The sequence below is a fragment of the Streptomyces sp. NPDC012466 genome (genome assembly GCF_042955215.1).
Lineage (GTDB): Bacteria > Actinomycetota > Actinomycetes > Streptomycetales > Streptomycetaceae > Streptomyces.
In genome coordinates, this window is sequence record NZ_JBIBEQ010000007.1 from 447,290 (window position 1) to 474,252 (window position 26,963).

The 26,963-nt window shown below is 73.8% G+C and carries 26 protein-coding genes and 1 pseudogene; 9 read left to right on the forward strand and 18 right to left on the reverse strand.

Translation table 11 applies throughout. The features are described 5' to 3' along the window. Positions 1-3: 3 nt before the first annotated feature. Positions 4-1,212: an exodeoxyribonuclease VII large subunit gene (gene xseA, locus ACFY9E_RS26935; RefSeq protein WP_283969491.1), complete on the reverse strand. Its 1,209-nt coding sequence runs from the start codon at positions 1,210-1,212 to the stop codon at positions 4-6. A gap of 180 nt (positions 1,213-1,392) precedes the next feature. Here xseA and ACFY9E_RS26940 point away from each other — a divergent pair, with 180 nt between their 5' ends. Then, on the forward strand, positions 1,393-2,421 hold the full coding sequence (locus ACFY9E_RS26940; RefSeq protein ID WP_390988215.1) for a 4-hydroxy-3-methylbut-2-enyl diphosphate reductase: 1,029 nt from the start codon (positions 1,393-1,395) through the stop codon (positions 2,419-2,421). 68 nt (positions 2,422-2,489) lie between these two features. Then, positions 2,490-3,236, forward strand: coding sequence for a polyphosphate--glucose phosphotransferase (gene ppgK / locus ACFY9E_RS26945; protein WP_390988217.1), 747 nt, complete (start codon positions 2,490-2,492; stop codon positions 3,234-3,236). Between the two features lie 73 nt (positions 3,237-3,309). On the opposite strand, the gene ACFY9E_RS26950 is transcribed toward ppgK, so the two are convergent. Beyond that, entirely contained in the window at positions 3,310-3,948 is a 639-nt protein-coding gene (locus ACFY9E_RS26950) for a DUF6542 domain-containing protein (RefSeq protein ID WP_390988219.1), read from the reverse strand. Between the two features lie 168 nt (positions 3,949-4,116). Here ACFY9E_RS26950 and ychF point away from each other — a divergent pair, with 168 nt between their 5' ends. Further along, on the forward strand, positions 4,117-5,205 hold the full coding sequence (ychF, locus tag ACFY9E_RS26955; protein ID WP_352118740.1) for a redox-regulated ATPase YchF: 1,089 nt from the start codon (positions 4,117-4,119) through the stop codon (positions 5,203-5,205). A 102-nt stretch (positions 5,206-5,307) separates the two neighbouring features. Here the strand turns inward: ychF and ACFY9E_RS26960 are convergent. The 7 genes and pseudogenes from ACFY9E_RS26960 to ACFY9E_RS26990 all read right to left on the reverse strand — a co-directional run. After that, a pseudogene (locus ACFY9E_RS26960) lies at positions 5,308-5,418 on the reverse strand (type II toxin-antitoxin system RelE/ParE family toxin); the annotation flags it as partial. A 209-nt stretch (positions 5,419-5,627) separates the two neighbouring features. Then, positions 5,628-6,272, reverse strand: a complete 645-nt coding sequence (locus tag ACFY9E_RS26965) for a TetR family transcriptional regulator (RefSeq protein ID WP_390988221.1) — start codon at positions 6,270-6,272, stop codon at positions 5,628-5,630. Positions 6,273-6,359: 87 nt separating this feature from the next. After that, positions 6,360-6,764 carry a hotdog fold thioesterase gene (locus ACFY9E_RS26970; RefSeq protein ID WP_390988222.1) on the reverse strand — a complete coding sequence of 135 codons (405 nt, stop codon included), beginning with the start codon at positions 6,762-6,764 and terminating at the stop codon, positions 6,360-6,362. Positions 6,765-6,961: 197 nt separating this feature from the next. Then, complete coding sequence (locus tag ACFY9E_RS26975) at positions 6,962-7,249, reverse strand: hypothetical protein (RefSeq protein ID WP_390988224.1); 288 nt, start codon at positions 7,247-7,249, stop codon at positions 6,962-6,964. Continuing rightward, on the reverse strand, positions 7,237-7,848 hold the full coding sequence (locus ACFY9E_RS26980) for a sortase domain-bontaining protein (protein WP_390988225.1): 612 nt from the start codon (positions 7,846-7,848) through the stop codon (positions 7,237-7,239). Before ACFY9E_RS26980 ends, ACFY9E_RS26975 begins: the two co-directional genes overlap by 13 nt. A 28-nt stretch (positions 7,849-7,876) precedes the next feature. Next, positions 7,877-8,704, reverse strand: coding sequence for a DUF4397 domain-containing protein (locus ACFY9E_RS26985; protein ID WP_390988227.1), 828 nt, complete (start codon positions 8,702-8,704; stop codon positions 7,877-7,879). Positions 8,705-8,809: 105 nt separating this feature from the next. After that, positions 8,810-9,415, reverse strand: a complete 606-nt coding sequence (locus ACFY9E_RS26990; RefSeq protein WP_390988229.1) for a sigma-70 family RNA polymerase sigma factor — start codon at positions 9,413-9,415, stop codon at positions 8,810-8,812. A gap of 162 nt (positions 9,416-9,577) precedes the next feature. Here ACFY9E_RS26990 and ACFY9E_RS26995 point away from each other — a divergent pair, with 162 nt between their 5' ends. The 4 genes from ACFY9E_RS26995 to ACFY9E_RS27010 all read left to right on the forward strand — a co-directional run bounded on the left by ACFY9E_RS26995 (position 9,578) and on the right by ACFY9E_RS27010 (position 14,323). Next, positions 9,578-10,705 carry a MerR family transcriptional regulator gene (locus tag ACFY9E_RS26995; protein ID WP_390988231.1) on the forward strand — a complete coding sequence of 376 codons (1,128 nt, stop codon included), beginning with the start codon at positions 9,578-9,580 and terminating at the stop codon, positions 10,703-10,705. Between the two features lie 107 nt (positions 10,706-10,812). Further along, the gene (locus ACFY9E_RS27000) at positions 10,813-12,036 is read left to right on the forward strand and encodes a lycopene cyclase family protein (RefSeq protein WP_390988401.1); all 1,224 of its coding nucleotides are present in this window, start codon (positions 10,813-10,815) and stop codon (positions 12,034-12,036) included. Beyond that, complete coding sequence (locus tag ACFY9E_RS27005) at positions 12,033-12,764, forward strand: class I SAM-dependent methyltransferase (protein ID WP_390988232.1); 732 nt, start codon at positions 12,033-12,035, stop codon at positions 12,762-12,764. Before ACFY9E_RS27000 ends, ACFY9E_RS27005 begins: the two co-directional genes overlap by 4 nt. Beyond that, entirely contained in the window at positions 12,761-14,323 is a 1,563-nt protein-coding gene (locus tag ACFY9E_RS27010; RefSeq protein WP_390988234.1) for an FAD-dependent oxidoreductase, read from the forward strand. Before ACFY9E_RS27005 ends, ACFY9E_RS27010 begins: the two co-directional genes overlap by 4 nt. A 58-nt stretch (positions 14,324-14,381) precedes the next feature. Here ACFY9E_RS27010 and ACFY9E_RS27015 read toward each other — a convergent pair whose 3' ends face one another. The 7 genes from ACFY9E_RS27015 to ACFY9E_RS27045 all read right to left on the reverse strand — a co-directional run bounded on the left by ACFY9E_RS27015 (position 14,382) and on the right by ACFY9E_RS27045 (position 24,321). Next, complete coding sequence (locus ACFY9E_RS27015; protein WP_390988235.1) at positions 14,382-15,386, reverse strand: DUF5914 domain-containing protein; 1,005 nt, start codon at positions 15,384-15,386, stop codon at positions 14,382-14,384. Beyond that, entirely contained in the window at positions 15,379-16,362 is a 984-nt protein-coding gene (locus tag ACFY9E_RS27020) for a squalene/phytoene synthase family protein (RefSeq protein WP_390988236.1), read from the reverse strand. Before ACFY9E_RS27020 ends, ACFY9E_RS27015 begins: the two co-directional genes overlap by 8 nt. Beyond that, entirely contained in the window at positions 16,349-17,911 is a 1,563-nt protein-coding gene (locus tag ACFY9E_RS27025) for a phytoene desaturase family protein (RefSeq protein WP_390988238.1), read from the reverse strand. Before ACFY9E_RS27025 ends, ACFY9E_RS27020 begins: the two co-directional genes overlap by 14 nt. Next, positions 17,908-19,050, reverse strand: coding sequence for a polyprenyl synthetase family protein (locus ACFY9E_RS27030; protein ID WP_390988240.1), 1,143 nt, complete (start codon positions 19,048-19,050; stop codon positions 17,908-17,910). Before ACFY9E_RS27030 ends, ACFY9E_RS27025 begins: the two co-directional genes overlap by 4 nt. 83 nt (positions 19,051-19,133) lie before the next feature. Next, entirely contained in the window at positions 19,134-20,507 is a 1,374-nt protein-coding gene (locus tag ACFY9E_RS27035) for an FAD-binding domain-containing protein (RefSeq protein WP_390988242.1), read from the reverse strand. 4 nt (positions 20,508-20,511) lie between these two features. Then, complete coding sequence (locus tag ACFY9E_RS27040) at positions 20,512-22,095, reverse strand: DUF2867 domain-containing protein (RefSeq protein WP_390988244.1); 1,584 nt, start codon at positions 22,093-22,095, stop codon at positions 20,512-20,514. A gap of 117 nt (positions 22,096-22,212) precedes the next feature. Then, the gene (locus tag ACFY9E_RS27045) at positions 22,213-24,321 is read right to left on the reverse strand and encodes an MMPL family transporter (protein ID WP_390988246.1); all 2,109 of its coding nucleotides are present in this window, start codon (positions 24,319-24,321) and stop codon (positions 22,213-22,215) included. Between the two features lie 95 nt (positions 24,322-24,416). Here ACFY9E_RS27045 and ACFY9E_RS27050 point away from each other — a divergent pair, with 95 nt between their 5' ends. Continuing rightward, complete coding sequence (locus ACFY9E_RS27050; RefSeq protein WP_390988248.1) at positions 24,417-24,905, forward strand: MarR family transcriptional regulator; 489 nt, start codon at positions 24,417-24,419, stop codon at positions 24,903-24,905. Positions 24,906-24,914: 9 nt separating this feature from the next. On the opposite strand, the gene ACFY9E_RS27055 is transcribed toward ACFY9E_RS27050, so the two are convergent. Beyond that, positions 24,915-25,745: an oxidoreductase gene (locus ACFY9E_RS27055; RefSeq protein WP_390988249.1), complete on the reverse strand. Its 831-nt coding sequence runs from the start codon at positions 25,743-25,745 to the stop codon at positions 24,915-24,917. Positions 25,746-25,828: 83 nt separating this feature from the next. On the opposite strand from ACFY9E_RS27055, the gene ACFY9E_RS27060 reads away from it, so the two are divergent. Further along, on the forward strand, positions 25,829-26,746 hold the full coding sequence (locus ACFY9E_RS27060) for a LysR substrate-binding domain-containing protein (protein ID WP_390988251.1): 918 nt from the start codon (positions 25,829-25,831) through the stop codon (positions 26,744-26,746). Positions 26,747-26,777: 31 nt separating this feature from the next. On the opposite strand, the gene ACFY9E_RS27065 is transcribed toward ACFY9E_RS27060, so the two are convergent. Continuing rightward, positions 26,778-26,945: a hypothetical protein gene (locus ACFY9E_RS27065; protein WP_390988253.1), complete on the reverse strand. Its 168-nt coding sequence runs from the start codon at positions 26,943-26,945 to the stop codon at positions 26,778-26,780. Between the last annotated feature and the right edge of the window lie 18 nt (positions 26,946-26,963).

Below are 26,963 nucleotides of genomic sequence, written 5' to 3' on the forward strand. Positions count from 1 at the left end.
ACCCTATGTGTCCACTCGTACGGAGAACTCGCCCTCGGAGACCCGTGCCCGCAGGGCCTCGCCGGCCGTCACCTCGCCGGGGTCGCGCACGGCGTGCCCGTCCGCCCTCTGCAGCACGGCGTACCCGCGCTTCAGGGTCGCGGCGGGGGACAGGGCCACCACGCGCGCGTGCGTGTGCGTCAGCTCCGAGTCGGCCCGGTCGAGCTGGTGCCGCAGACAGCGCCGGCCCCGGTCGAGCAGGTCCGCCACCTGGTCGGCGCGCTCGTCGATCATCCGGTGCGGATCCTCTATCGACGGCCGCGCGAGCGCGTGCGCCAGCCCGCGCTCCTCACGCTCCACCAGCGCCGCCACACACCGCCGCGCCCGGTCCCGCAGCAGCCGCACCCGCTCGTACTCCTCGCCGACGTCCGGCACGACCTTCTTCGCGGCGTCGGTCGGGGTGGAGGCGCGCAGGTCGGCGACGTGATCCAGCAGCGGGTTGTCCGGCTCGTGCCCGATGGCGGACACCACGGGCGTACGGCACTGGGCGACCGTGCGGATCAGCTGCTCGTCGGAGAACGGCAGCAGGTCCTCCACGCTGCCGCCGCCCCGGGCGACGATGATCACGTCCACGTCGTCGATCGCGTCGAGCTCCTTCACGGCCTGCACGACCTGCGGCACGGCGTGCACGCCCTGCACGGCGACATTGCGCACCTCGAAGCGCACGGCGGGCCAGCGGTGCCGGGCGTTCTCCAGGACGTCCCGCTCGGCGGCCGAGGCCCGGCCGCAGACCAGCCCCACCAGCTGCGGCAGGAACGGCAGCGGCTTCTTGCGCTCCGGCGCGAACAGCCCCTCCCGCGTGAGGGCCTTCTTCAGCTGCTCCAGACGTGCGAGCAGTTCACCGACGCCGACGGGCCGTATCTCGGCGGCCCGCAAGGACAGCTGCCCCCGGGGGGCGTACCACTCGGGCTTCGCGAGGACGACGACCCGGGCACCCTCGCTCACCACGTCCGCGACGGCGTCGAAGACCTGCCGGTAGCAGGTGACGCTCACGGAGATGTCGTACGACGGGTCCCGCAGCGTCAGGAACACCACACCGGCGCCCGGCCGCCGCGACAACTGCGTGATCTGCCCCTCGACCCACACCGCCCCGAGCCGGTCGATCCAGCCCCCGATGAGCCGCGACACCTCACCGACGGGCAACGGGGCTTCCGGAGTCGTGTTCACAGCCATGCCCGCGAGCGTAGTGGCCACCGCCGACAACACGGCCCACCCGGTGGCCGCGGGGGCCGCCGTCGCGGTCTCGGACTGCGTCCCTGCGCTCCCGCTCCGCGTCACTCGCGTCGCGCCGCGTCAGTCTTCCCGGGGACTCCACGGACAGGCGATCTTCGACCCGCCGGACACGGCCTTACGATGGGACGCATGTCTGCTTCGCCTGGCCGCCGTGTCCTGCTCGCCGCCCCCCGTGGCTACTGCGCGGGTGTGGACCGCGCCGTGATCGCCGTCGAGAAAGCCCTGGAGCAGTACGGCGCTCCGGTGTACGTCCGCCACGAGATCGTCCACAACAAGTACGTCGTGCAGACCCTGGAGAAGAAGGGCGCGATCTTCGTCGAGCGGACGGAGGAGGTCCCCCCGGGCAACATCGTGATGTTCTCGGCGCACGGGGTCGCCCCCGTCGTGCACCAGGAGGCCGAGCGCGGCAAGCTCGCCACCATCGACGCCACCTGCCCGCTGGTCACCAAGGTCCACAAGGAAGCCGTCCGCTTCGCGAACGAGGACTACGACATCCTCCTGATCGGCCACGAGGGCCACGAAGAGGTCATCGGCACCTCCGGCGAGGCCCCCGACCACATCCAGCTCGTCGACGGCCCCGGCGATGTGGCGAAGGTCGAGGTCCGCGACCCGTCCAAGGTCGTCTGGCTCTCCCAGACCACGCTGTCCGTCGACGAGACCATGGAGACCGTCGACGCCCTGAAGGACAAGTTCCCGCAGCTCATCTCCCCGCCCAGCGACGACATCTGCTACGCCACGCAGAACCGCCAGCTGGCCGTGAAGCAGATGGGCGCCGAGTCGGACCTGGTCATCGTCGTCGGCTCGCGCAACTCCTCCAACTCCAAGCGGCTCGTCGAGGTCGCCAAGATCGCGGGCGCCCGCGAGGCGTACCTCGTGGACTTCGCCGACGAGATCGACGAGGCGTGGCTGGAGGGCGTCACCACGGTCGGCGTCACCTCGGGCGCCTCCGTCCCGGAGATCCTGGTCGAGCAGGTCCTGGAGTTCCTCTCCCGGCGCGGCTTCGAGGACGTCGAGATCGTCAAGGCGGCCGAGGAGTCCATCACCTTCTCCCTGCCGAAGGAGCTGCGCCGCGACCTGCGCGAGGAGGCGGCGGCCCTGGTCGCCCAGCGCGGCGGCAGCGCCGGGTCCGGTGAACATTCCGGGGAGTGATCGGGTACAGGCCGGGCAGCACCGCCGTCCGGCCTGTGACCGTCAGTCGTTCGTCGTAACGTAAGGCCATGCAGATCTTCGGAGTGGACATCGGCGGATCCGGGATCAAGGGTGCGCCGGTGGACCTGGACAAGGGCGACCTGGCGCAGGAGCGCCACAAGGTCCTCACCCCTCACCCGGCCACGCCCGACGCGGTGGCCGACGGCGTCAAGCAGGTCGTCGACCACTTCGGCTGGACGGGCCCGGTCGGGGTCACGTTCCCGGGCGTGGTCACCGACGGAGCCACGATCCGCACAGCGGCCAACGTCGACGACGGCTGGATCGACACCGACGCGCGTGCGCTGCTCGGCGAGCGACTGGGCGGACTGCCGGTGACGGTGGTCAACGACGCGGACGCGGCGGGCGTCGCCGAGATGAACTTCGGCGCGGGCCGCGGCCGCCGGGGCACGGTGATCCTGCTGACCTTCGGCACCGGCATCGGCAGCGCGGTCTTCGTCGACGGCGTCCTCGTCCCCAACACCGAGCTGGGCCACCTCGAGCTCGACGGGCACGACGCGGAGAAGCGGGCCTCCAGCAAGGCACGCGAGGACCACGACATGACGTGGGAGCACTGGGCGACGCACCGCGTGCGCACCTACCTCGCCCATGTCGAGATGCTGTTCTCGCCCGAACTGTTCATCATCGGCGGCGGCGTCAGCCGCAAGTCCCACAAGTTCCTGCCCTACATCGAGGGCATCAAGGCCGAGATCGTCCCGGCACAGCTGCAGAACAACGCGGGGATCGTGGGCGCGGCGATGCGGGCGGCCGGACACTAGGGCGGTCGGCACCGCTGCGACCGCCCGGACAACAGGGCGGTCGGTCTCCCTCGGGCGGTCGGACCGAGAGCTGTCACACCGGTGGCCGGACCCCTGCCGTCCGCCGCCGGTGCACCAGCCGGATCCGCCGGACGATCACGATCAGACCGGCGATGAGCGTCCCTCCGTACAGCCAGCCGGCCTGTGTGGCGAGCCCTGTCACCAGGCCCATCAGCCTGCCGCCCGTCCCACTCTCGCCGTCGGCCACCGGCAGCAGTCCCACGGCGAACGCGATCGGCACGACGACGGGCGCGGTCATCAGATCCCCCGGGCGCACCCAGAGGGCGGTCAGCACGCACACCGGCAGGAACAACACGTCGTACGCCGTCAGGGACGCCCCGAACAGCGCCGCGCAGAGCGCGCCGAGCAGGAACATCACCGCCGCGCAGAACAGCCCGCTGCCCAGGCCGGTCAGCCGGGGGCTGGGCAGCCGGGCGACGACGGACGCCGGTGCGGGCGCGGGGCGTGCGGGGCCTGCGGGGCGCGCGGGGCTTCGTACCGGTGCCGGGCGGCGCTGCGGCCCGGGCGGCCCGGGCGGCCCGGGCGGCCGGGCCGCGCGCACGGGCTCGCCCCCCGCTCCCCGTCCCGCCTGGGACGGCACGGGTTGCCGGGGCGGCCTGGGCCGGTCCCGTCGCGGTCCGTACTGGGGAGATCGCGTCCTGTATTGCTCCACCGCACCAACTTAGGTCGTTCAATATGCCGAATAGCCCGTCAGACACGCCGATGACCGCGGCTTGGCCAAGCGTTCGATACGTCGCCTGGGCGGATCCGGACACGCCGTAGACTGGTGGATCGGCCGGTCCCCTGGCCTTCTGGCCCTCCACTCACGGGAAGTCGCAACGTGTCGCTCACGATCGGAATCGTCGGTCTGCCGAATGTCGGCAAGTCGACCCTGTTCAACGCCCTGACCAAGAACGACGTGCTGGCGGCCAACTACCCGTTCGCCACCATCGAGCCGAACGTCGGCGTGGTCGGCGTCCCGGATCCGCGCCTCACCAAGCTGGCCGAGATCTTCTCCTCCCAGCGCGTCCTGCCCGCGACCGTCGACTTCGTCGACATCGCCGGCATCGTGCGCGGTGCCTCCGAGGGTGAGGGCCTGGGCAACAAGTTCCTCGCGAACATCCGCGAGTCCGACGCGATCTGCCAGGTCATCCGCGCCTTCAAGGACGAGAACGTCGTGCACGTCGACGGCAAGGTCTCGCCCAAGGACGACATCGAGACGATCAACACCGAGCTGATCCTCGCGGACCTGCAGACCATCGAGAAGGTCCTGCCGCGCCTCCAGAAGGAGTCGCGCATCAAGAAGGACATCGCGCCGAAGGTCAAGGCGGTCGAGGAGGCCAAGGAGATCCTGGAGAAGGGCGACACGCTCTTCGCGCACGGCCTCGTCCAGGGCAGCGAGCGCGCGGAGCTCCTGCACGACCTGCACCTGCTCACCACCAAGCCGTTCCTCTACGTCTTCAACGTCGACGAGGACGAGCTGACCGACGAGGACTTCAAGAACGAGCAGCGTGCCCTGGTCGCCCCCGCCGAGGCGATCTTCCTCAACGCCAAGCTGGAGGCGGACCTCGCCGAGCTCGACGAGGAGGAGGCGCTGGAACTCCTCCAGTCCGTCGGCCAGGAGGAGCCGGGCCTCGCCACCCTCGCCCACGTCGGCTTCCGCACGCTGGGCCTCCAGACGTACCTGACGGCCGGCCCCAAGGAATCCCGCGCCTGGACCATCAAGAAGGGCGCGACGGCCCCCGAGGCCGCCGGTGTCATCCACACCGACTTCCAGAAGGGCTTCATCAAGGCGGAGGTCATCTCCTTCGACGACCTGGTGGAGACGGGCTCGGTCGCGGAGGCCCGCGCGAAGGGGAAGGCGCGCATGGAGGGCAAGGAGTACGTCATGCAGGACGGGGACGTGGTGGAGTTCCGCTTCAACGTCTGATCGCATCACCACAGGCGGCCTGACCTGCGAGAACGCGGGTCGGGCCGTTGTGCTGTCCGCGACGGTCCGCAGAACCGCTCCGCAGGCCGGCGGGAGCGGCTGCGTGTCGTGGACCGTGGAGCGGTGTCCGACGTGCACGGCCCACACCCTCAGCTCCCCGCCGTCGATCGTGTACACGAGAGGGTGGTCGCCGACCCGTAGGCGGCGGCGCTCGGAAGTCTCGTCATCCTCGCGGCTCGTCGCCGCTACTGACCGTTCGGGCGGTGAGGCTTCCGGGGATGCCGTCCGTGCTTCGGCCGTCTCAGGGGTGCCTCCCCGGCCAAGTGGACCCGCAGTCCCGCTCGGCGGTGACGGTGCCCGCGGCTTCCGTCGTCTCCCTCACCGGCCGGTGATCCCGGCGACGCAGCTTCGGAACCCCTGGTTCAGCCCGACTGCGCCACGTCGGCCATCGAGGGTCTGCGCGCGCGGGAGGCGGTGAGAAGAGCGCCGTGGACGGCTGAGGACGCTGCCCGTCTGATGTAGCGGTCGCTATCCGGAGGCCATACGTCACGCTCTTGGTGGATCAGAAGAGAAACCGCACCGTGCACGCTGGCACACAACACTCTGGCGGTTTCGGTCCTACTCGTAACCGGCACCCCGGCGGCAACGCAGGCTGCGACCTTGTCCCGGAAATAGCGGAAGCATTCATCTTCGTTCTGGCGGCTGGCTTCGGTGGCCTCACCGGCCATCACCAGCCGGTACTGGGAAGGATGGCGAAGACCAAAGGCGATATAGGCGACGCAGGTTTCATAGAGCGCCGTCACAGGATCCGGCTGTTCCCGGGACACTGCTTCCAGCTCGATGAACAGTGAGCTCCACACGCGCAGACACGTCTCATGGACGAGTTCCCTCTTCGAGGCGAAGTGGAGGTAGACGGCCGGCGGGCTGACTCCCGCACGTGTGGCTACCGCACGGATGGTAAGAGCGTCGACGCCTCCGTCTTCCAGCAGCTGATCGGCGATGTCGAGAAGCTGGTTTCGGAGCAGACCGCCCTGGCCCTTGGCGGCGCGAACTCGGGAACCTGTCACGGATGGAGCCTTAGCGAGAGGGCGGCGATGCGCGGAGGGCGGGAATTTCCGCCTCGCCGCGATGTTTTGACGATGTGTGACGAGGCGTCACGGTGCCTTCGGTTTGACGGTGGTGACCACTTGGGTTATCCGGGCGCACAGTTCACCCTTGTCATCATGAATGTCGACCTCGATGACAGTGTTGCGCCCCAGACGTAGGGGACGAGCTGTCGCCACGACGCTCGTGCGTGCGGGCCGGAGGAGGTGCGTGCTCGACTCCACGGTGGCGGGTGCGGCGCCGGCCGGACCGTTGAGGGCGGCGCACACGGCGGCGCACACATCGGCGAGCCCCATCAACGCCCCTCCGTGAAGGCCGCCGCCCACCGTGGAGAGGGAGAGGTCGTGCGTCAGTCTGGCCCGCACGCCGGCGGCCGTCATCTCCTCGAACTCGACGCCGAGCGTCTTGGCGTATGGCGCGAGCGCGTAGACGTCTTCGGCTTCCAGTGCGACCACAGTTCACTCCCATCCTGGTTAGCGGCGATAACTTATCGCCGTTAACTCAGGTCGTCAACAGGGGTGACTTCTGATCGGGGCGCTCGGCCACCGAGGTGCCTCCAGTTGTCTGCCGAGGGCGTCCAGGGCCCGGCCGGCAGTGGATTCGACCGCCCACGGGGATTGCGAGTGCCGACGATCCGGGCCTCGGTGTGCTCTCAGGAGTCGGGCTCCGGGCCGGGCCACGGGTAGTCCGGCGGCGGGGGTGCGCCGGTCTCGCGGGCGACCTCTCGGGTGATGTGGCGCCAGACGTGCTCCGGGGGCGGAGTCGGCAGGTCCACCGTCTCCGCGGTGCGCGCGGCGGTCACCAGGCGGGTCAGCATGCGGAGGTCGTCGCGGCAGGCGTCGCACTGTCCGACATGCCGCAGGGCCTCGGCGTCCGTGTCGGTCGGGATGGCGTTGCGCAGCGCCAGTTCCACCAGGTGCGCGGGGTCTACGTGGGCCACTGCGTCCTCCCGACGGGTTCCGCCGTGACGACGAGGTTGGACAGGTAGCCGCCCCGCTCGGGGACGTACGGGGGCGCGCAGGTGATGAGCGTGAGGACGGGGGCGCCGGAGCGGCGGAACGTCGAGGGGGGCAGCTCGTCCTTCGGCACGGTGACGCGTGCGACGACGCGGTAGCGCACCGGCTCGTCCCCCGCACGGTGCACCTCGACGCGGTCACCGCGCCGTACGTCGTACAGCGCCAGGAACTCGCCGAGGTCGCCGGTGTCGGTGTCGACGTGTCCGACCAGCACGGCCGAGCCCCGGGCACTGCCCGGCGCGGGGCCGTGGCGGTACCAGCCGGCCACGGAAGGGTCGTCGGGGACGGCCATGTCCCCCTGATCCGTCACGCCTACCGGGCTGACCCGGGCGTCGAGGCCGGCGCGGGGTACGAGCACGCGCCGGGGCGGTGGATTCCGCGCCGTGCCGGGCGCGGGTGCCGTCTCCGCGGCCACCGCGCCCCCGCGCTCCGACGGCGCGGCCGCGAAGTCGGGCGCGGGCGCGGCCGGTTGCGACGGACGGTCCGGAAAACCGAGGACGGCTGCCAGAGCGGCAGCCGCCACGATCGGTCCCGTCAGCCGTCGCGTGCCCTCAGCCACGCCGGCCGGCGGCCCGGCGAGCCACCAGCAGGCCCGTCACCGCGACCGCTCCGGCCGCCGCGGCCCAGGCCGGCCCCAGGTCGGAGGAGTTCGGGGTGACGGCGGCACCGCTGCCGCCCGCGGGGACACCGCGGGGTGACGACGCCATGCCGCTGAACGTCTGCGTCGCCAGGGCGAGGTTCTTGTCCTCGGCGCTGCCCCAGGCGTAGACGACGGTGCCGGTGCCTTCCGAGAGCTTCAGGTCGGCCGGGCCGATGGCCACGGTGTCCGTACCGGCGAGCACCACGTCGGTGTTGAGGGTGCCCGCGTCGACCTCGGCGGTGTCCTCCTTCGGGTTGGTGAGGTTGCTGAAGACCGGCTGTCCGCCCGCCCGGACGTCGACGGCGGGTGCCGCCGCGACATGGCGGACCGTCAGACGCGACTTGCCGGCCTCGACCTGTGAGACGTCGTTGGTGAAGGCCGTGAGCTGCGGTGTGCCGTCGGCCGAGAGGTGGGCGGCGACCGTGGCGTTCGCGCCCTCGGGTACCTGGATCTCCTTCTCCAGAGCCGGAGTTCCGCCGGGCCCCTTGCCCGCTTCGAAGATCTGGATGTCGTAGGTTCCGGCGTCGAGGGACTGCGGGTCGGTCACCGTGCCGGGCTTGAAGTCGCCGATCAGTTCGTCGCCGTTGGCGTACACGTCCACGGTCATGCCGGGGATGCCGTGGAAGACGGACACCATGGCCTTGTCCTGCTGGCCGGCCAGGGCGGGAGCGGAAACGCCGAGGGCCAGGGCACATGCTCCGGCCGAGGCGGCGATGGCGAGTCGGGTGTGGGAGGTCATGGGAATCATCCCTTCGGAATCCCTGTGAAGGGGGCTCCGTACGATGCGGAGTCTCGGTCCTGTTTCGGGCGCGGGTGCCGCCCTGGATGCGGACGCCGGTATCCGTCAGAAGTCCGTGTCGGGGACCGGGGCCTGCTCGATCACCGTCCGCAGCCGGTGCAGGCCGCGCCGCGCGTGACTCTTGACGGTGCCCAGGGGCATGCCGGTCCGCTCCGCGATCTGCGCCTGGGTCAGGTCCTCGTAGAAGGCCATGCACAGCACCTCCCGCTGGTGGCGCGGCAGCCGCGCCAGGGCGTCGATGAGCAGGACCCGGTCCAGGACGCGGTCCGGTGCCGTCTCGTCGGGGCCGCCGGTGTCCGCGTCGCGGCCGGCCGAGTCGATGAGTGTCAGGCGCCGCGTCCTGGCCGCCAGCGCGTCGACGATCTTGCGGCGGGTGATGCCGACCAGCCAGGCGCCGAGCGGGCCCCGTTCGGGGCGGAAGCCGGCCCGGCCGTGCCAGGCGCCGAGGAAGACCTGCTGGGTCACGTCCTCCGCCTCGTAGGTGTCACCGAGCAGTCGGGTGGCCATGGTGTGGACGAGTGAGCCCCAACGCCGGTAGATCGCGGCGAACGCCTCCTCGTCGGCGGCGACGAGGCCACGGGCCAGTTCCTCCTCGTACCGCGTTTCCTCCGCGGGGGCGGTGGGGGCGGTGAGTCGCGTATTCGTGATCATGGCCGGGTTCCTCCTGCAGTGCGTCGTGCGGGGACGGAAGGCCGTCTGCCGAACCGCACCGGTCGCGCTGTGCCGAGCCGCGACCATGCGCTCGAAGCCAGTGTTCGGTGCACAAACGACGCATCTCAACATGCGTCGTTTGTGCGTCGTACAGTCGGAGGCATGGGTGTACACGAACGAGACAGCGAGGACCGCGGACGTGAGGGCTCGCCGCTCGGTGGCGGGCTGACCACGGGGGAGGTGGCCAGACGCCTGGGGGTGGCGCCCACCACGGTCCGGACGTGGGACCGGCGCTACGGCCTGGGGCCCAAGGCGCACACCGGTGGGCGGCACCGGCGGTGGACCCCCGGGGACGTGGCACGGCTGGAGCGGATGTGCGCCCTGACGGCGACCGGGATACCGCCCGCCGAGGCGGCGCGCACGGTGCTCGGCGAAGCGACGCAGGAGGCCGGTGCGGGCGGGCGCGCCGCCCCGGCGGCACCGGAGGCGGCCAAGGCCGGGCAGGCTGCGCCGGCGCCCGTTGAGGCGGGCCTGGCCCGGCGGGCCGCCGAGGGGGCACCGGGGCCTGCTTTCCCCGACCGGCCGGTCGCCGGCGCGCCACCGCGGTCCTCCGCCCCCGCCCGCAGCCGGGCGGGCAGCGGGCTGCGCCTCGGTGATGTGCGCCAGGAATGCAAGGGCATCGCCCGTGCCGCTCTGCGTCTCGACGCCGCCGCGCTGGACGACCTGCTGGAGACCGCGATCGCGGAGCACGGGCTGGTCGCCGCCTGGACCGAGGTCATCATGCCGACCCTCCAGGCGGTCGGCCGCAAGTGGGAGAGCTCGGGCGAGAAGTACGTCGAGGTCGAGCACTTCCTGTCCTGGCACGTCTCGGGCGCCCTGCGGCGCGGCACCCCGCCCGCGGCCGCCGACGGCCCGGGCGCGACCACCGTCCTCGCCTGCGTGCCGGGGGAGAACCACACGCTGCCCCTGGAGGTGCTGGCCGCCGCGCTCGCCGAACGCGGCCTGCCGGTGCGGATGTTCGGCGGTGCCCTGCCCGTGGAGTCACTCGTCACGGCCGTACGCAGAACGGGGCCGGCGGCGGTGGCGCTGTGGGCGCAGTCCCGGACCACCGCCAGCCGGCCGCTCGCCCAGCACGTGGCCGCGATGGAGTGGGGCGTGCGGGGTGCCCGCCGCAAGCCGGTCGTCCTGACGATCGGGCCGGGCTGGACCGGCCGGACCGTCGCCGGCCTGCCGCGTCCGACAGGGCTCGCCCAGGCCGTTGCCGTTCTGGAATCGGTCGTGTCGCGGTAGCTCCGGCATCGCTGCATCCGAACGCGGCCGTCCGCCCGAAGCGGTGAACGGACGGAACACAGTCGACCGGGTGGCCGGGAGCGTGGTGTGCGGATGAGCGGCGCGTGGTGGACCCGGTGACCCGGGGGCCCGCCGGCACGTCGGACGTGGTGGTGGTCGGGGGCGGCGCGGCCGGCCTCAGCCTGGCGAACCGGCTGGTCGGGACCGGCGTCGCGACCGTGACCGTGGTGGAGCCGCCGGACGGTCCCGCGCGGCCGGCGGAGCGGACCTGGTGCTACTGGGACCAAGGCGGCGACGACCTCGACGAGGCGGTCACCGCCACCTGGCCCCTGCTGCGGGTGCACGGCCCCGACGGCAGCCCGCTCACCGTCGACCCGGCCCCCTCGCGCTACCGCATGGTGCGCTCCACGGCCTTCGAACGGCTGGTGCACGCGCGGCTGGAGGGCGCGCCCGGCGGGCGGCTGCTGCGCGCGACGGCCGACACGGTGCGGGACGTGCCCGGGGGCGCCGAGGTCCGCTGCACGACACCCGGCGGCCGGACGCTGACCCTGCGCTCCCGGTACGTGTTCGACTCGCGGCCGCTGCCCGCCCTGCCCCCGGCCAGGACGCAGCTGCTCCAGCACTTCCGCGGCTGGTTCGTGCGCACCCGCGCCGGCCGGTTCGACCCGGCGGTCGCCGACCTCATGGACTTCCGGGTGCCCCAGCCGCGACACGGGCTCGCCTTCGGCTACGTCCTCCCGCTGGCCCCGGACCGGGCACTCGTCGAGTACACCGAGTTCTCCCGGACCCCCCTGACCACCCCGCAGTACGAGGCGGCGCTCGGCCACTACGCCCGCGCGGTGCTGCGCCTGGGCGAGTTCACCGTGGACTCCGCCGAGCAGGGCGTCATCCCCATGACCGACGCCCGCTTCCCCCGGCGAACGGGGGCCTCGGTCTTCCGCATCGGGACGGCGGGCGGCGCCACCCGCCCCGCCACCGGCTACACCTTCGCGGCCGTACAGCGGCACAGCCGGGCCATCGCCGACGCCCTGCGCGACGGCCGCGCCACCGTGCCCCGGCCGCACGGGCGGCGGGCGCTCGCCATGGACGCGGTGCTGCTGCGCGCCCTGGACACCGGGCGGATCGACGGCCCCGCGTTCTTCACCGGCCTGTTCCGCCGCACGCCCCCGCAGCGCCTGCTGCGCTTCCTCGACGGCGCCACCTCGGTCCGTGAGGAGTGGGGCATCGGACTGCGCACCCCCGTGGGCCCGATGCTGCGCACCGCACTCGAAGTCCCCTTCCTGCCCCGCCGCACCCACCCCGCCCCAGGAACCCGGGAGAGCCCCCCATGACCCTGCTGCACGACCGCGACCTGGCCCACGCCTTCGACCACGCGTCCGGCACCTACGACCGTCTCACCGGCCTCAACCCCGGCTACCGCACCGACCTGCTGCGCTCGGCCCGCCGGCTGCGGCTGCCCGGGGACGGGGCCGGTCTGCACCTGCTCGACCTCGGGTGCGGCACCGGCGCCTCCACCCGGGCCCTGCTGCGGGCCGCGCCCCGGGCGCGGATCACCGCGGTGGACGCCTCCGCCGGCATGCTGCGGCGGGCACTGGCCAAGCCGTGGCCCGACGGGGTGCGCTTCCTGCACCTGAGCGCCGAGGAACTGCCGACGGCCGGCGAAGGCCCGTTCGACGCGGTCTTCGCCGCCTACCTGTTCCGCAACGTCTCCGACCCGGACGGCGTCCTCGCCGGCGTGCGGTCCCTGCTGCGGCCGGGCGGGCGCCTCGCCGTCCACGAGTACAGCCTCGGCGGCTCGCCCGCGCACCGCGCCCTGTGGACGGCCGTCTGCCAGGGGGTGATCATCCCGGCGGGCACGCTCACCGGCGACCGTGCCCTGTACCGGCACCTGTGGCGCAGCGTCCTCGACTTCGACACCGCTCCCGTCTTCACCGGCCGGCTGACGCGGGCCGGGTTCACGCGTGCCCGCGCCCTGCCCCTCGCCGGATGGCAGACCGGCATCACCCACACGTTCGTCGCCCGCAACGGCGTCGCCGAGCCGGCGGAGGCCGCCCGATGAGCACCCGTCCCACCGTCCGCCGCGGCCGGGACCGCAAAGCCGAGGTGTTGATGCCCGAGCCCGGCCGGGACGGGCTCGGGCCCGCGGACGCGCCGTCCGTCGCCGTGGTGGGCGGCGGCATCGCCGGACTCGCCGCGGCCACCGGCCTGGCCGAGCGCGGCGCCCGGGTGACCCTCTACGAACGGGAGGAGTCCCTGGGCGGCCGTCTCGCCGGCCACCGCACCCTGCTGGCGGACGGCTCCGAGGTGACCATGAGCCGGGGCTTCCACGCCTTCTTCCGCCAGTACTACAACCTGCGCGGCCTGCTGCGGCGCACCGACCCCGCCCTCGCCCGCCTCACCCCGCTGCCCGACTACCCCCTGCGACACAGCGGCGGACTCACCGACAGCTTCGCCCGCGTCCCGCGCACCCCGCCCCTCAGCGCCCTCGGTTTCGTCGCCCTCAGCCCCACCTTCGGCTGGCGCGACCTCACCGCCCTGGACGCCCGGGCGGCACTGCCGCTCCTGGACGTACGCGTGCCCGAGGTGTACGCCCGCTTCGACCAGGTCGGCGCGACCGAGTTCCTGGAACGCGTCCGCTTCCCCGAGGCCGCGCACCACCTGGCCTTCGAGGTGTTCTCGCGCAGCTTCTTCGCCGACCCGCGCGAACTCTCCGCCGCCGAACTGCTGCTGATGTTCCACATCTACTTCCTCGGCTCCTCGGAGGGACTGCTCTTCGACGTGCCCGACGAGCCCTTTCCCCAGGCCCTGTGGGAGCCGCTCGGCGACTACCTCCAGCGCCTCGGCACGACCGTCCGCCTCGGCACACCCGTCCACGGCGTGGAACCCGCCGGCGCCGGGGGAGCGGAGGTGCGCACCGGCACCGGCACCGACCGGCACGACGCGGTGGTGCTCGCCCTGGACACCGGGGGACTGCGCCAGGTCGTCGCCGCCTCGCCCCGCCTGGGCACCGCCCCCTGGCGCGAGGGCATCGCCGCCCTGCGCACCGCCCCGCCGTTCCTCGTCTCGCGGCTCTGGCTCGACCGGCCGGTCCGCGCCGACCGCCCCGGCTTCCTCGGCACCAGCGGCTACGACGGCCTCGACAACATCAGCGTCCTGGAACGCTACGAGGGCGAGGCCGCCCGCTGGGCCGCGAAGAACGGCGGTTCGGTCGTGGAACTGCACGCCTACGCCGTCGGCCCCGGCGCGGACCGGGAGAGCGTGCAGGACGCGCTGCTCGGGCAGGCGCGGCGGGTCTACCCGGAGATCGGTCAGGCGCGGGTCGTCGACGCCCGGCACGAGTGGCGCTCGGACTGCCCGCTCTTCCCGGTCGGCACCCACCACCGGCGCCCCACCGTACGAACCCCTCACCCGTGGCTGACGCTGGCCGGTGACGGACTGCGCTGCGACCTGCCCGTGGCGTTGATGGAACGTGCCGCCACCACCGGCTTCCTGGCGTCCAACGCGCTGCTCGCCGGGTGGGGGGTGCGCGGCCAGGTGCTGTGGACCGTGCCGCGGGCCGGCCGCTCCCCGGTGCTGCGGGCACTCGGCGCGCTCGCGAGACCTCCGGCGCACCGGTGACTTCCCGCGGCCGGGCGGGCCCGGGACGACCCCCCGAGACCCCTTGGGCGGGTTCACCTCATCCGGGGAACCGCCCGGTGCTGCGCAGCGCCCAGCGCCTCTCGGCGTAGGCGAGGTCGTCGCGCCACAGGCGACCGGCGGTGCGCCGCATCAAGGGGCGCAGCACGGGGGCGGCGGCCCGGGCCAGGGCGAAGCCGCGCCGGTCCGAAGCGGCGACGACCGCCTCGATCACGGCCGTCCGCGGCTGCGCCGCGTCCGCGGCGGTCAGCGGCGTGGCATGCGTCTCCACCACGGACGTGGCGCCCTCGCCCTCGGTGATGCGCATGACGACGGTACGCGGCTCCGGCGCGGTGAACTCGGCCCTGACGGGCACCACCAGACGGCCCGCCACCCGGAAGGACACATCGACCACGAAGGCGTCGTCCGTGTCGCCCAGCGGTTCCCGCGTCACCGTCAGATCGACGAAGGAGTACGGATGGAACCAGGACCCGTGCCACGGATCGAGGCGGTTGGCCACCACGTCCTGCGGTTCGCACCGCCCGGCCGCCGTGAACACGGCGTCCACCCCGGCCGTCGCCGCGGGACGCGCCGGAACCACCGGCTGCTCCGACGGCTCCTCCCCGCCGACCGCGTCCAGCCGGACCCACACCAGCACCCCGTCGTCGTGGGCGGGGTACGGCTGCCAGCCGGCGAACGGCGAGCCGTCCAGCGCCAGCCCGTGCCAGTGGCACACCAGCGTGCCGCACACCACCCGGCTGTCCCGCAGGGGAGCACCGAGGTGCGGGCAGACACCGGACCCCGCCCGGAGATCACCCGACCGCGAGCGCCACAGCACCACCTCGACGCCGCCGACGGTCCTGCCGCAGGGGCGGCCGGGGCGCACGTCCCGGGAGGCGCCGACCACGAACCAGTTACCGGAAGCCCGGGCGGACGCCCGTTTGAGGGCGTCGGCGATCAGCGCCGGCCGTGCCGCGCGCCAGGTCGGCGTCTGCTCCGCCCAGCCGGGGCCGCGGCGCCGCCGCAGCGGTGAGGTCCAGCGTGCCTTGTCCGCTCGGTCAGCCACGACCCGCTCCCTTCCGTTGCGGTGCGTCGCGATCCGCCGCGGGCGCCGCGCGCCACCGCGCGCGGGCCACCTTCAGGACACCCGCCGCGGCGGTGGCCGCCCGCCGGCGGCGGGGCACCACCGCACGGTGATGCAGCACGGTGTAGTCCTGCCGCGCGATCGCGTCGAGGATGCCGCCGTACAGCGTGAACGCGGTGCCGATGCAGGGGCGCACCCTCGGGTCGAGCATCGCGATGCCCGGCCGGGCCGTCCGGTACACGTCCCTCGTCATGGCCTCGGCCGCGACCAGTGCCGCCCGGATGCGCGGGTCGCGGCGGCCGGTCCGCCGGCTCCAGAGCAGGAGCGAGCGGTCCACGCCGTGCGCCGCGAGCAGGTCGGCGGGCAGGTAGACGCGACCGCGGTCCAGGTCCTCGCCCACGTCCCGCAGGAAGTTGGTGAGCTGGAACGCCACCCCGAGGGCCGCCGCGTGCGGCGCCGCGTCCTCGCGCGGGACGACCGTGCCCAGCACGGGCAGCATCTGCAGGCCGATCACCGCGGCCGAGCCGTGCATGTAGGCCCGCAGATCGGCGTAGGTCGGGTAGTCCGTGACGGTCAGGTCGGCGCGCATCGAGGCGAGGAAGTCGGCGAACAGGTCCACCTCGATGCCGTAACGGTCGGCGGTGTCCGCCACGGCCCGGACCACCGGCTCGGTTCCGCCGCCGGTGCGCAGCGCGTGCCCGAGGTCGCCCTCCAGCCGCTTGAGCAGCAGGTCCCGCTCGTCGGGGGTCAGACGCCGGTCCAGGTCGTCGACGATGTCGTCGGCCCAGCGGGCGAAACCGTACAGCGCGTGCACCGCCGCACGGCGTTCCAGCGGCAGCAGGCGCGTGGCGAGGAAGTAGGTCCGGCCGTGCCGGGCGTTGAGCTGCCGGCACCGGCCGTAGGCGGCGCGCAGGCCGGGGTCGGTGATCCCGGCGGCGTCCAGTTCACGACGGGTCATGGGCACCTGCTCCGGTCGGGGCGGACGGGCGGCGGTCCGCGGGCCGGACCGCCCGGGCCGGCCGGGTGCGGCCCCCGGTGACGCGGGCGGCGGCGAGCTTCCCGCTGATGAGCACGGTCGGTACACCGACACCGGGTGTGGTCCCGCAACCCGCGAGGACCACGTTGTCCAGTCCGCGTACGAGATTGCGCGGCCGGAAGGGGCCGGTCTGGGCGAAGGTGTGGGAGACGGAGAAGGGACTGCCCGCCGCGTGGCCCTGGGCCGTCCAGTCGAGCGGGGTCACCAGCAGTTCCTCCTCGACGCTGTCCGCGAAGCCGTCGAGGCCGCGGCGTTCCAGCTCGGCGAGCAGGCTGTCGCGGTAGCGCGGGCCCAGGTCCCGCCAGGCGGCGGCGGAGGGGCCGACGGCGGTGTTGGGGCAGGGCGCCAGGACGTAGTGGAGGTGGCGGCCCAGCGGCGCCAGCGAGGCGTCGTGCGTGGTCGGACGGGTGATCAGCAGAGACGGGTCGCTCATCAGCGCCCCCGAGCGGGTCAGTTCGTCGAAGGTGCGCTCCCACGCGGCGCCGAAGGACAGCGTGTGGTGGGCGAGACGGGGCCAGGTGCGGTCGGTCCCGGCGTGCAGCACCACCGCGGACGGCGAGTGCCGCAGCGGCACCGGGCGCCGCGGCGCACGGCCCAGCAGCCGGTGCGCGGCGGGCAGTTCGCAGGTCAGCACCACCGCGTCGCACGGGATGCGCTCACCCGAGGCGAGCCGGACGGCCCGTACCCGGTCTCCCGAACGTTCCAGCGCGCTCACCTCGGCCGACCAGCGCAGCTCGGCACCGGCACCGGCCGCCACGTCCGCCATCGCCCGGGGCAGGGCGTGCATGCCGCCCTTGGGGAACCAGACACCGGCCACCGTGTCCATGTAGGCGATCACCGCGTAGGCCGCGAGCGCCCGGGCCGGTGCCACCCCGGCGTACAGGGCCTGGAAGGAGAAGACGCGGCGCAGCCGGGCGTCGGAGAGGAAGCGGCCGATCCGGCCGTCGAGACGCCCGAAGCCGCCGAGCGCCGCCAGCCGGGCCAGATCCGGGTGGGCCAGCTGGAGGGGCGAGTCGAAGTTGGTGTCGATGAAACGGCGCATCTGCGCCCGGTACAGCCGCTCCAGCCACTCCCGCAGCCTGCGGTAGCCCGCCGCCTCCGCCGGTCCGGCGAAGCGCCGCACCTCCGCCTCCATGGCGTCGCCGTCGGTGTGCACGTCGAGCGAGGTCCCGTCCGCGAAGCCCGCCCGGTAGGCGGGGTGCAGGGGCACCAGCTCGACGTGCCGTTCGAGGCTCTCGCCGACGGCCGCGAACGCCTCGTCGGCCAGGTGCGGCATCGTCAGCACGGTCGGCCCGGTGTCCACCAGGTAGCCGCCGAGTCGTACCCGCCCGGCCCGGCCGCCGGGGCCGGCGTCCCGCTCGACGAGCGTGACCCGGCGGCCGGCGCCCAGCAGATGCAGGGCGCACGCCAGACCGGACAGGCCCGCGCCCACCACGACGACATGGTCCGTCGGCCCCGTCACCGTCCTCATACGAGCTCCTCGGCGGTCTGCGGGGTGATGCCCGAGGCCCGCTCGACCAGGGCGGCGAACTCCCGCCGTACGACGGGTGCGGCCCCGGTCGCCTCGAAGTGCCGCAGGCCGGCGGCCGCCAGTTCCGCGATCCGTGCCTCGATCTCGGCCCGGGCGCCCGTCCGTTCCAGCGCCGCCCGCATCCGCTCGACGGTGTGCTCCGGGCGGGCGCCCGCACCCGGGGCGAGCACGGCGGCGGCGTCCCGGTCGCCGCGGGCGTCGGCGAGCCGGACGGCGGCGGCGAGGAGCGGAGTGAGCTTGCGGGAGCGCAGATCGTCGTCGGCCGGTTTGCCGGTCAGCTCCGGGTCGCCGAAGGCGCCGATGAGGTCGTCGCGCAGCTGGAAGGCCAGCCCCGCGCAGCGGCCCGCCGCCCGCAGCGCGTCCAGGACGGGTGTGTCCGCGCCGGCCAGGGACGCGCCCAGCGCCAGGGGCCGCGCGACGGTGTACCGGGCGCTCTTCAGCACGGCGATGGTCCGGGCCTCCTCGGCGTCGGACGAGCCGCTCGCCTGCGCGCGCAGATCGCGGTACTGACCGGCGACCATCTCGGTGCGCATGGCCCGCCATTCGTCGGACAGCCGAGCGCCGTGCGGTGCGGCGAGCGCCGTCTCCGTCAGCAGGTCGTCCGCCCACGCAAGCGCCAGGTCGCCCGCGAGCACGGCGGCCGACGTCCCGAACGAGTCGGCGGACCCGGCCGCCCGGCCGGCCCGGTGGTCCCGGGCGAAGTCCACGTGCATCGCCGGCGCGCCCCGGCGCAGCGGGGAACCGTCCATCACGTCGTCGTGGATGAGCGCGCAGGCCTGGAGCAGTTCGAGGGCGGCCCCCGTGCGCAGGACCGCCCCGGGGTCGCCCGAGCCGCCCGCTGCCCGCCAGCCGCACCACACGAACGCCGTGCGCAGCCGCTTGCCGCCCCGCCGGACGAACGCGGCGACGCGGTCGGCCATGTCGTGGGCGAACACCGCGTCGGTCTCGCGGGCCTGCCGCAGTCGCGTGTCCAGCACCCGCTCCAGGACGTGCTCCACGGCGCGCGTGGCCCCGGGAGCGGTGAGCGGGGCGTGGTTCGTCTCCGCCGGTCCGGCCGGCGTCGGCCACGGTCCAAGCATGCACAACCCCTTCTCGCTTCCGGTCATCCGCACATCAGTGCTTCCACAGGGGGAGGTGTTTCGGATGCGCGCGTGTCGTGCCGTCAGCCGCGGCTCCGGGCCTGCCGGAAGCGGGCCAGTCCCTCACCGAGGTCGAGGAGCGGCGCGGGATAGCGGAGCCGGGCCCGCTCGTCCGCCGGGAGCCGCCAGGGCTCGTGCACCGCCGCGCCGTCGACGTCCGCCAGTTCGGGCACCCACCGGCGTACGTAGGTGCCGTCCGGGTCGTGGCGCTTGCCCTGGAGCACGGGGTTGAGGACGCGGTGGGGACGGGTGTCGGTGCCGGTGCCGGCGACCCACTGCCAGTTCAGCTGGTTGTTGACGAGGTCGCCGTCCACCAGGTACCGGAGGAAGTGCCGGGCACCGATCCGCCAGTCCACGTACAGCGTCTTGGTCAGGAAGCTCGCCACCAGCAGCCGGGCCCGGTTGTGCATCCAGCCCTCGTGGCGCAGCTGGCGCATGCCCGCGTCGACCACCGGGTAGCCGGTGCGGCCCTCCCGCCACGCGGCGATGTCCTCGGCGGCCTCGTCCTCGCCGCGCCACCGGTCGCCCCGGGTGCGGTAGTCCCGCACGGCCGCCTCGGGCCGGGCCGCGAGGACCTGGTGGTGGAAGTCGCGCCAGCACAGCTGACGGACGAAGGCCTCCGCGCCGGCGCCGCCCTTCTCCCGGGCCCGCCGTACGACCTCCACCGGCGAGAGCGCCCCGAAGTGGAGGTACGGCGACAGGCGTGAGGTCGCGTCACCGGCCAGGTCGTCGTGCCGTTCCTCGTACCGGGACAGGCCGGTGTCGATCCAGCGCGCCAGCCTCTCGCGCCCGGCCGTCTCCCCGCCGTCCGGGAGCCGCGGTGACAGGTCCGTCATGCCCGTCCGGGACGGTGGCTCCTCGCCGCGCACGGCGTCGGGGACCCGCACCGCGCGCGGCGCGGGCAGGGGGTCGCGCAGCCGTTCCTCGGACCAGCGGCGCATGTAGGGGGTGAACACGGCGAAGTGGTCGGAGCCGAACGGTGTCACGGCCCCCGGCGCGACGGCGGTGACCACGGTGTCGTGCACCCGCAGGGCGACACCGCCGGCGTCGAGTTCCTTGCGCAGCCGCTCCTCACGGCGGTGGGCGTAGCCGGTGACGCCCGCGGCCATGTGGACCTCCGTGGCGCCGCAGGCGGCGGCGACCGCGCGGACCTCCCGGGCGACCGGCCCGGTGCGCACCACCAGCCGTCCGCCGCGCCGGCGCAGCGCCGCGTCGAGGTCGGCCAGGCAGTCGGCGAGGAAGGCGGCGCGATTGGGCACGTCGAAGCCGGCGGCGTGCACGGCGGGGTCGCGGACGAACAGGGGCACCACCTCGTCCGCCGAGTTCAGCGCGGCGTGCAGGGGCGGATGGTCGTGCAGACGCAGGTCCGAGGTGAACAGGACGACCGCGGCGGTCATGGCGTCACTCCTGGTGCGGTGGTGCGGATTGCGTTCGCTGCTCCCGGACACTTCGGTGCCGGCGGGCCCGCCGGACGCGCGCGGCGCTCCTGCGTCCGCTCGTGCCCTCGGACGCGGCCCGTGCGATGTTGCGGGCCATGCCGCCGAACACGACGGAGTGGAACGGGGCGACGCTCCACCAGTAGGCGTGGCCCAGCAGACCGCGCGGATGGAACAGGGCCCGCTGCCGGTAGCGGGTGCGGCCCTCCTCGTCGGTCTCGGCGTACATCTCCAGCCAGGCGAGGCCGGGCAGCCGCATCTCGGCCCGCAGCCGCAGCAGATGACCCGGTTCGATCTCCTCCACGCGCCAGAAGTCCAGTGAGTCGCCGACCCGCAGACGCTCGGTGTCACGCCGTCCCCGGCGCAGTCCCACACCGCCCGCGAACCGGTCCAGCCAGCCCCTCACCGCCCAGGCCAGGGGGGAGGAGTACCAGCCGTTGTCGCCGCCGATGCCCTCGACCACCCTCCACAGCGCCTCCCGGGAGGCGTCGACCGGCCGCTGCCGTTCGTCCTGGTAGAGGCTGCCGCCCGCCCAGTCGGGGTCCGTGGGCAGCGGGTCGCTGGGCGCCCCGGGCACCGAGGCCGAGGACCAGCGCGTGGTGACCTGCGCCTCCCGCACCCGGCGCAGTGCCAGGGCCAGCGCCTCGTCGAACGGCAGCGGCCGGCCCGGGGTGTCCGGCACGTAGCGGGCGATGTCGTGCTCGCGGCACACGACCTCGTGCCGCAGCGACTCGGTCAGCGGCCGGGCGAGGGAGGCGGGCACCGGGGTGACGAGGCCGACCCAGTGGCTGGACAGCCGTGGCGTGAGCACCGGGACCGGCACGATGAACCGCCGCCGCAGCCCGGCCACGGCGGCGTAGCGCCGCATCATGTCGCGGTAGGTGAGGACGTCCGGCCCGCCGATGTCGAAGGCCCGGTCGACGTCGTCCGGCATGCTCGCGGACCCGACGAGGTAGCGCAGCACGTCCCGTACCCCGATGGGCTGGGTGCGGGTGTGCACCCAGCTGGGGGTGACCATGACGGGCAGGCGTTCGGTGAGGTAGCGCAGCATCTCGAACGACGCCGAGCCCGAGCCGATGACGACGGCGGCGCGCAGCACCGTCGCGGGCACGGGGGAGTCGAGGAAGATCTGCCCCACCTCGGCCCGGGACCGCAGATGCGGGGAGAGCGAGTCCTCGGGGACGCCGCGTGGCGTGAGCCCGCCCAGGTAGACGATCCGCCGCACACCGGCGGCCCGGGCCTGCTCGGCGAAGGTCCGGGCGGCGGCGCGGTCGGTGTCCTCGAAGCGGGAGCCGGAGCCGAGGGCGTGCACCAGGTAGTAGGCGACGTCGATGCCGCGCATCGCGGACGCCAGCGACTCCGGGTCGGTGACGTCGCCCCGGACGGTCTCGGCGTGCGCCGCCCAGGGGTGGTCGCGGAGCTTGGCGGGGGAGCGGGCGAGGCACCGGACGCGGTGGCCTTCCTGCAGCAGCTCGGGCACCAGACGCCCCCCGATGTAGCCGGACGCCCCGGTGACCAGGCAGTGCAGCCGCCGCCCGTCCGTCGTCATGGTCGTGCCTCCGTCCGCCGACGCCGTCGCCGTGCTGTCGGTTCACGGGCGGCCCTGACGCGAACACTTCCCGTCCGGCGCCCGCGGCGGATGCACGACACGGGCGCCGGCGACGGTTCAGCCGGAGGGGGTACCGCCGTCCGGCCCCCGCGGGGCCGTTGCCAGGGCGCTCGGCCACCACGCCCGCGGGCCGATGTCGATCATCAGCGCGGGCACCAGCAGCGAGCGCACCACGAGCGTGTCGAGCAGCACCCCGAAGGCGACGATGAACGCGATCTGCACGAGGAACGCCAGGGGGATCACCATCAGCGCCGCGAACGTCGCGGCGAGCACCACACCGGCCGAGGTGATCACACCGCCGGTGGTGGTCAGCCCGCGCAGCACCCCCTGCCGGTTGCCGTGCGCGAGCGCCTCCTCCCGGACCCGCGACATGAGGAAGATGTTGTAGTCGACGCCGAGCGCCACCAGGAACACGAAGCCGTACAGCGGCACCGACGCGTCCGTGCCGCTGAACCCGAGCAGGTGCTGGAAGACCAGCGCCGACACCCCCAGGGTCGCCAGGAAGTTGAGCCCCACGGTCGCGACCAGCAGCACCGGCACGAGCAGGGAACGCAGCAGCAGCATCAGGATCAGCAGGATGACGGCGAGCACGATCGGCACGATGACCGTCCGGTCCCGGGCGGCGGTGCGCTGGGTGTCGTACTGCTGGGCGGCGTACCCGCCGACCAGCGCGTCGGCCCCGGGGATCGCGTGCACCCGCGTGCGCAGCCGCTCGACGGTCTCCTTGGCCGCGTCGCTGTCCGCGGTCGCCTTGAGGGTGGCGTCGATGCGCACCCGTCCGTCGACGACGAGCGGCTTGCCCGCCCCGGGCCGTCCGGAGGCGGCGACCGCACCGGCGGAGGCCACGCCCTCGGTGCTCCGCGCGGCGGCCGTCACCTCGGCGGTCCGGTCGGCGTCGGCGATGATGACGGCGGGGTTGCCGGACCCGCCGGGGAAGTGCGCGCCGAGCGCCGCCTGCGCGGACACCGAGGGCGCGTCGTTCACGAAGATCTCGTCCAGCGGCACGCCCTTGGAGGCCAGGGAGGGCGAGAAGGCCGCGAGGACGGCCAGGACGAGTGCCGTCACCGCCCACGTCCGCCGCGGCCGGCCGTTCACCGCCCCGGCGACCCGGCGCCACACGCCGGTTCCCTCCCCGGGCTCCTCGGGGGGCCTGGGCCGGGACGGCCAGTAGGCGCTGCGGCCCAGCAGGGCCAGCGCGGCCGGCAGGAAGGTGAGTGTGGCGAGCACGGCGCAGCCGATGCCGATGGCGCCGACCGGCCCGAGGGCACGGTTGTTGGTGAGGTCACTGGCGAGCAGGGCCAGCAGCCCGAGCGCCACGGTGGCCGCGCTGGCGGTGATCGCACCGAACGACCGGCGTACGGCGGCCGTCGCGGCCCCGGAACGGTCTTTGTGCAGGGCGAGTTCCTCGCGGAAGCGCGCGGCCAGCAGCAGGGCGTAGTCGGTGGCGGCGCCGATCACCAGGATCGACAGGATGCCCTGCACCTGTCCGTCGACCCGGACCGCGTCCCGCTCCGCCAGCGCGTAGACCACGGCGCAGGCGAGGCCCAGGGCGAACACCGAGCCCAGGATGATCAGGAACGGCAGCAGGACACTGCGGTAGACCAGCAGCAGGATCAGCAGCACGGCGCCGAGGGCCACGCCCAGCAGCAGCCCGTCGATGCCCGCGAACGCGTCCGACAGATCGGCCTGGCTCGCCGCCGGTCCGGCGATCCGCGCCGTGGTGCCGGGCACGGCCCGGGCCGCCTCGCGCACCGCGTCGAGGGCGGTGGGCAGTTCGTCGCCGAGGTCGGGCTTCAGCTGGACGACGGCCTGTATCGCCTGACGGTCGTCGGAGAGCAGGGCGGGCGAGGGGCGGCCGACGACGCCGGGCTTCCCGGCGAGCGCGCCGACGGCCCGGGTGGCCTCGGCTCGCCGGCCCTCGGTGAACCGTTCCCCGTCCGCCGTCCAGACCACGATGGCCGGCACGGTCTCGGACTGGTCGAACGCCTTCCGGGCGTCGAGGACGCGGGTGGACTCGGCGCTGCGGGGCAGGAAGGCGGCCTGGTCGTTGGTGGCCACTTCGCCGAGCTTGCCCGCGTAGGGGCCGAGTGTTCCGCCCACGCCCAGCCAGACGAGGAGCAGGACGAGCGGTACGAGCCACCGGGCCCGTCGCTGTGCGGTTCTCATGCGCATCCCAAGCCGTAGAGGAAGTGACTCACTCATAAAGTATCTCAATGATTGAGAGATACTAGGCTGGGGGGATGAACGGCTCCGGTGCATCCATGGCATCTCTTCCGGCGGACGACCCCACCGGGTTGCAGACCTTCGCCGTTCTGTTGCGCCGGATGAACAGCGAGTTCAACCGCATCGCCCAGGAGTTCGCCCAGGAACAGGGCCTGCACCTCACCGACATGCAGGCCCTGATCGCGATCCTGGACGCCGACTCCGACCCGGACGCGGGCGACGAGCCCATGACGCCCGGCCGGCTGCGCGGGCAGCTCAACCTCACGTCCGGCGCGGTGACGGCGTGCCTCGACCGGCTGGAGAGGGCCGGCCACATCCGCCGGGTCCGGGACGCCGGGGACCGCCGCGTGGTGCACCTGCACTACGCCGACGCGGCCAGAGGCCTGGCCCGGGACTGCTTCCGGCCCCTGGCCCGGAGCACCGAGGCGGCCAGGGGCCGGTTCAGCCCCGAGGAGCTGGAGGTGGTCGTCCGGTTCCTCGCCGAGATGAACGCGGAACTCGCCCTCCTGCGCCGGGGCTCCGGCTGACGCCGCGCCCTACCGGTCGAACCCGGTGTCCCGGCTGCGCTTCTCCCACGCGAGGACCTCGTCCCGGACCTGGTCGAGGTGGCCGAGGACCGCGCTGACGCCGTCGTCGCCGAGGGGCAGGCGCAGGGGCGTGGAGTCGGCGTCCAGCGCGGCCAGGATGAGAGCGGCCGCCTTGGCCGGATCGCCCGGCTGCGTGCCGTCGCCACCGGCGATGAGACCACGGGTCTCGCTCACCTTCCCGTACACCCCGCTGTCCGCGCTGGTCCCGGCCCGCCCGGTCTCGAACAGGCCGGTGCGGAAGGCGCCCGGCTCCACGATCAGCACCTTGACGCCGAACTCCGCGACCTCGTCCGCGAGTCCCTCGGACATGCCCTCCAGGGCGAACTTCGTCGCGCTGTAGGCCGAGAAGCCCGCGAAGGACATCTGCCCGCCCATGCTGCTCATCTGCACGATCGCGCCCGAGCGCCGCTCGCGCATGTGCGGCAGCACGGCCCGGGTCAGCGCGGCCGGGCCGAAGACGTGCACGTCGAACAGGGCCCGCAACTCCTGCTCGGTGGTCTCCTCGAACGCCCCGACATGGGTCCGGCCCGCGTTGTTGACCAGGACGTCGATCCGCCCGTGCCGCGCCACGACGTCCGCCACGGCGGCCTCGGCGGCGCCGGTGTCGGCGACGTCCAGGCGCACCGCCTCCACCCGGTCCGGGTGGGCGGCGACCAGGTCGTCCAGGGCCTCCGGGCGCCGGGCCGCCCCCACCACCACGTCGCCCGCCGCGAGGGCGGCCTCGGCGATCGCCCGCCCGAACCCGCTGCTCGCGCCCGTGATCAGCCATACCTTGTTCATGACAGCTCCCCGTCTCGTGTCGTTGACACCAACCACCCTTGTCCCTCGGGCCGTTGTGCGTCCAAGACATTTGGTGATAACCGATGGTCATGACCATGGACGTTCACCTGCGGGACCTGCGCTACTTCGTCGCGGTGGCCGAAGACCTGCACTTCACCCGCGCCGCCGAGCGCCTCTACGTGTCCCAGCCCGCACTCAGCAAACAGATCCGGGCCCTTGAACGGCAGACGGGCGTCGAGCTGTTCCGGCGCGACCGGCACGGCGTGGCCCTCACCGACGCCGGTGCGGCACTGCTCCCGCACGCGCGCGGGGTGCTGGACGCGTGGGAGGAAGGCGCGGCCGCGGTGGACACCGTCCGGTCGGCGCGGCGCAGCACGCTCGTCGTCGGCATGAGCACCAGCCCGGTCCGCGGCGGTCTGCTGCCCGCGATCCGCTCCCGCTTCACGGCGGAACACCCCGAGGCGGTCCTGCGGCTGCGGCAGGTGAACTGGGACGACCCGACGGCGGGCCTGGCCGACGGTGCCGCGGACATCGCGTTCGTCTGGCTGCCGCTGCCCGGCCAGGAACGCTACGACTGGACGGTCGTCGCCGAGGAACCCCTCCTGGTCGCCCTCCCGGACACGCACGCCCTCGCCGCCCGGGCCGCGATCGACTTCGCCGACCTGCTCGACGAGCCCTTCCTCGCGCTGCCCGAGAGCACGGGCCCGCTGCGCGACTTCTGGCTCGCCCTCGACGCCCGCGGCGGCCGCCCGCCCCGCATCGGCGCCGAGATCGCGAGCACGGAGGAGACGTACGAGGCCCTCACCGCCGGTCTCGGCGTCTGCCTCGTGGCCGCGGGCAACGTCCCCCTGCTCACCCTGGGCGGCGTGACGGCCCGCCCGGTACACGGCGTCACCCCCAGCCGCTACGCCCTGGCCTGGCGCCGGGAGGAGGGGGAGCGGACCCTGGTACGGGCTTATGCGGAGGCGTGCCGGCGGGTGACGGGCGGGCGCGACGGTTGAGGCACGGCCGCCCCGGGCGGGCGGTCGGACCTCAACCTCCCGACATGTCCAGCACGTAGGCGTCCTCGTCGTCCGGAATGGGCTTCGGCTCGGTGACCCGGCCACCGGCGAGGACGAGGCCCGTCTTGCGGTGGGACGTCGCTCCCCCCGGCCCCGATGACCTCCGCGGGTGGCAACTCACCGCGCTGGTCGCCCGCATTCCGCCCCCGTGATCCGC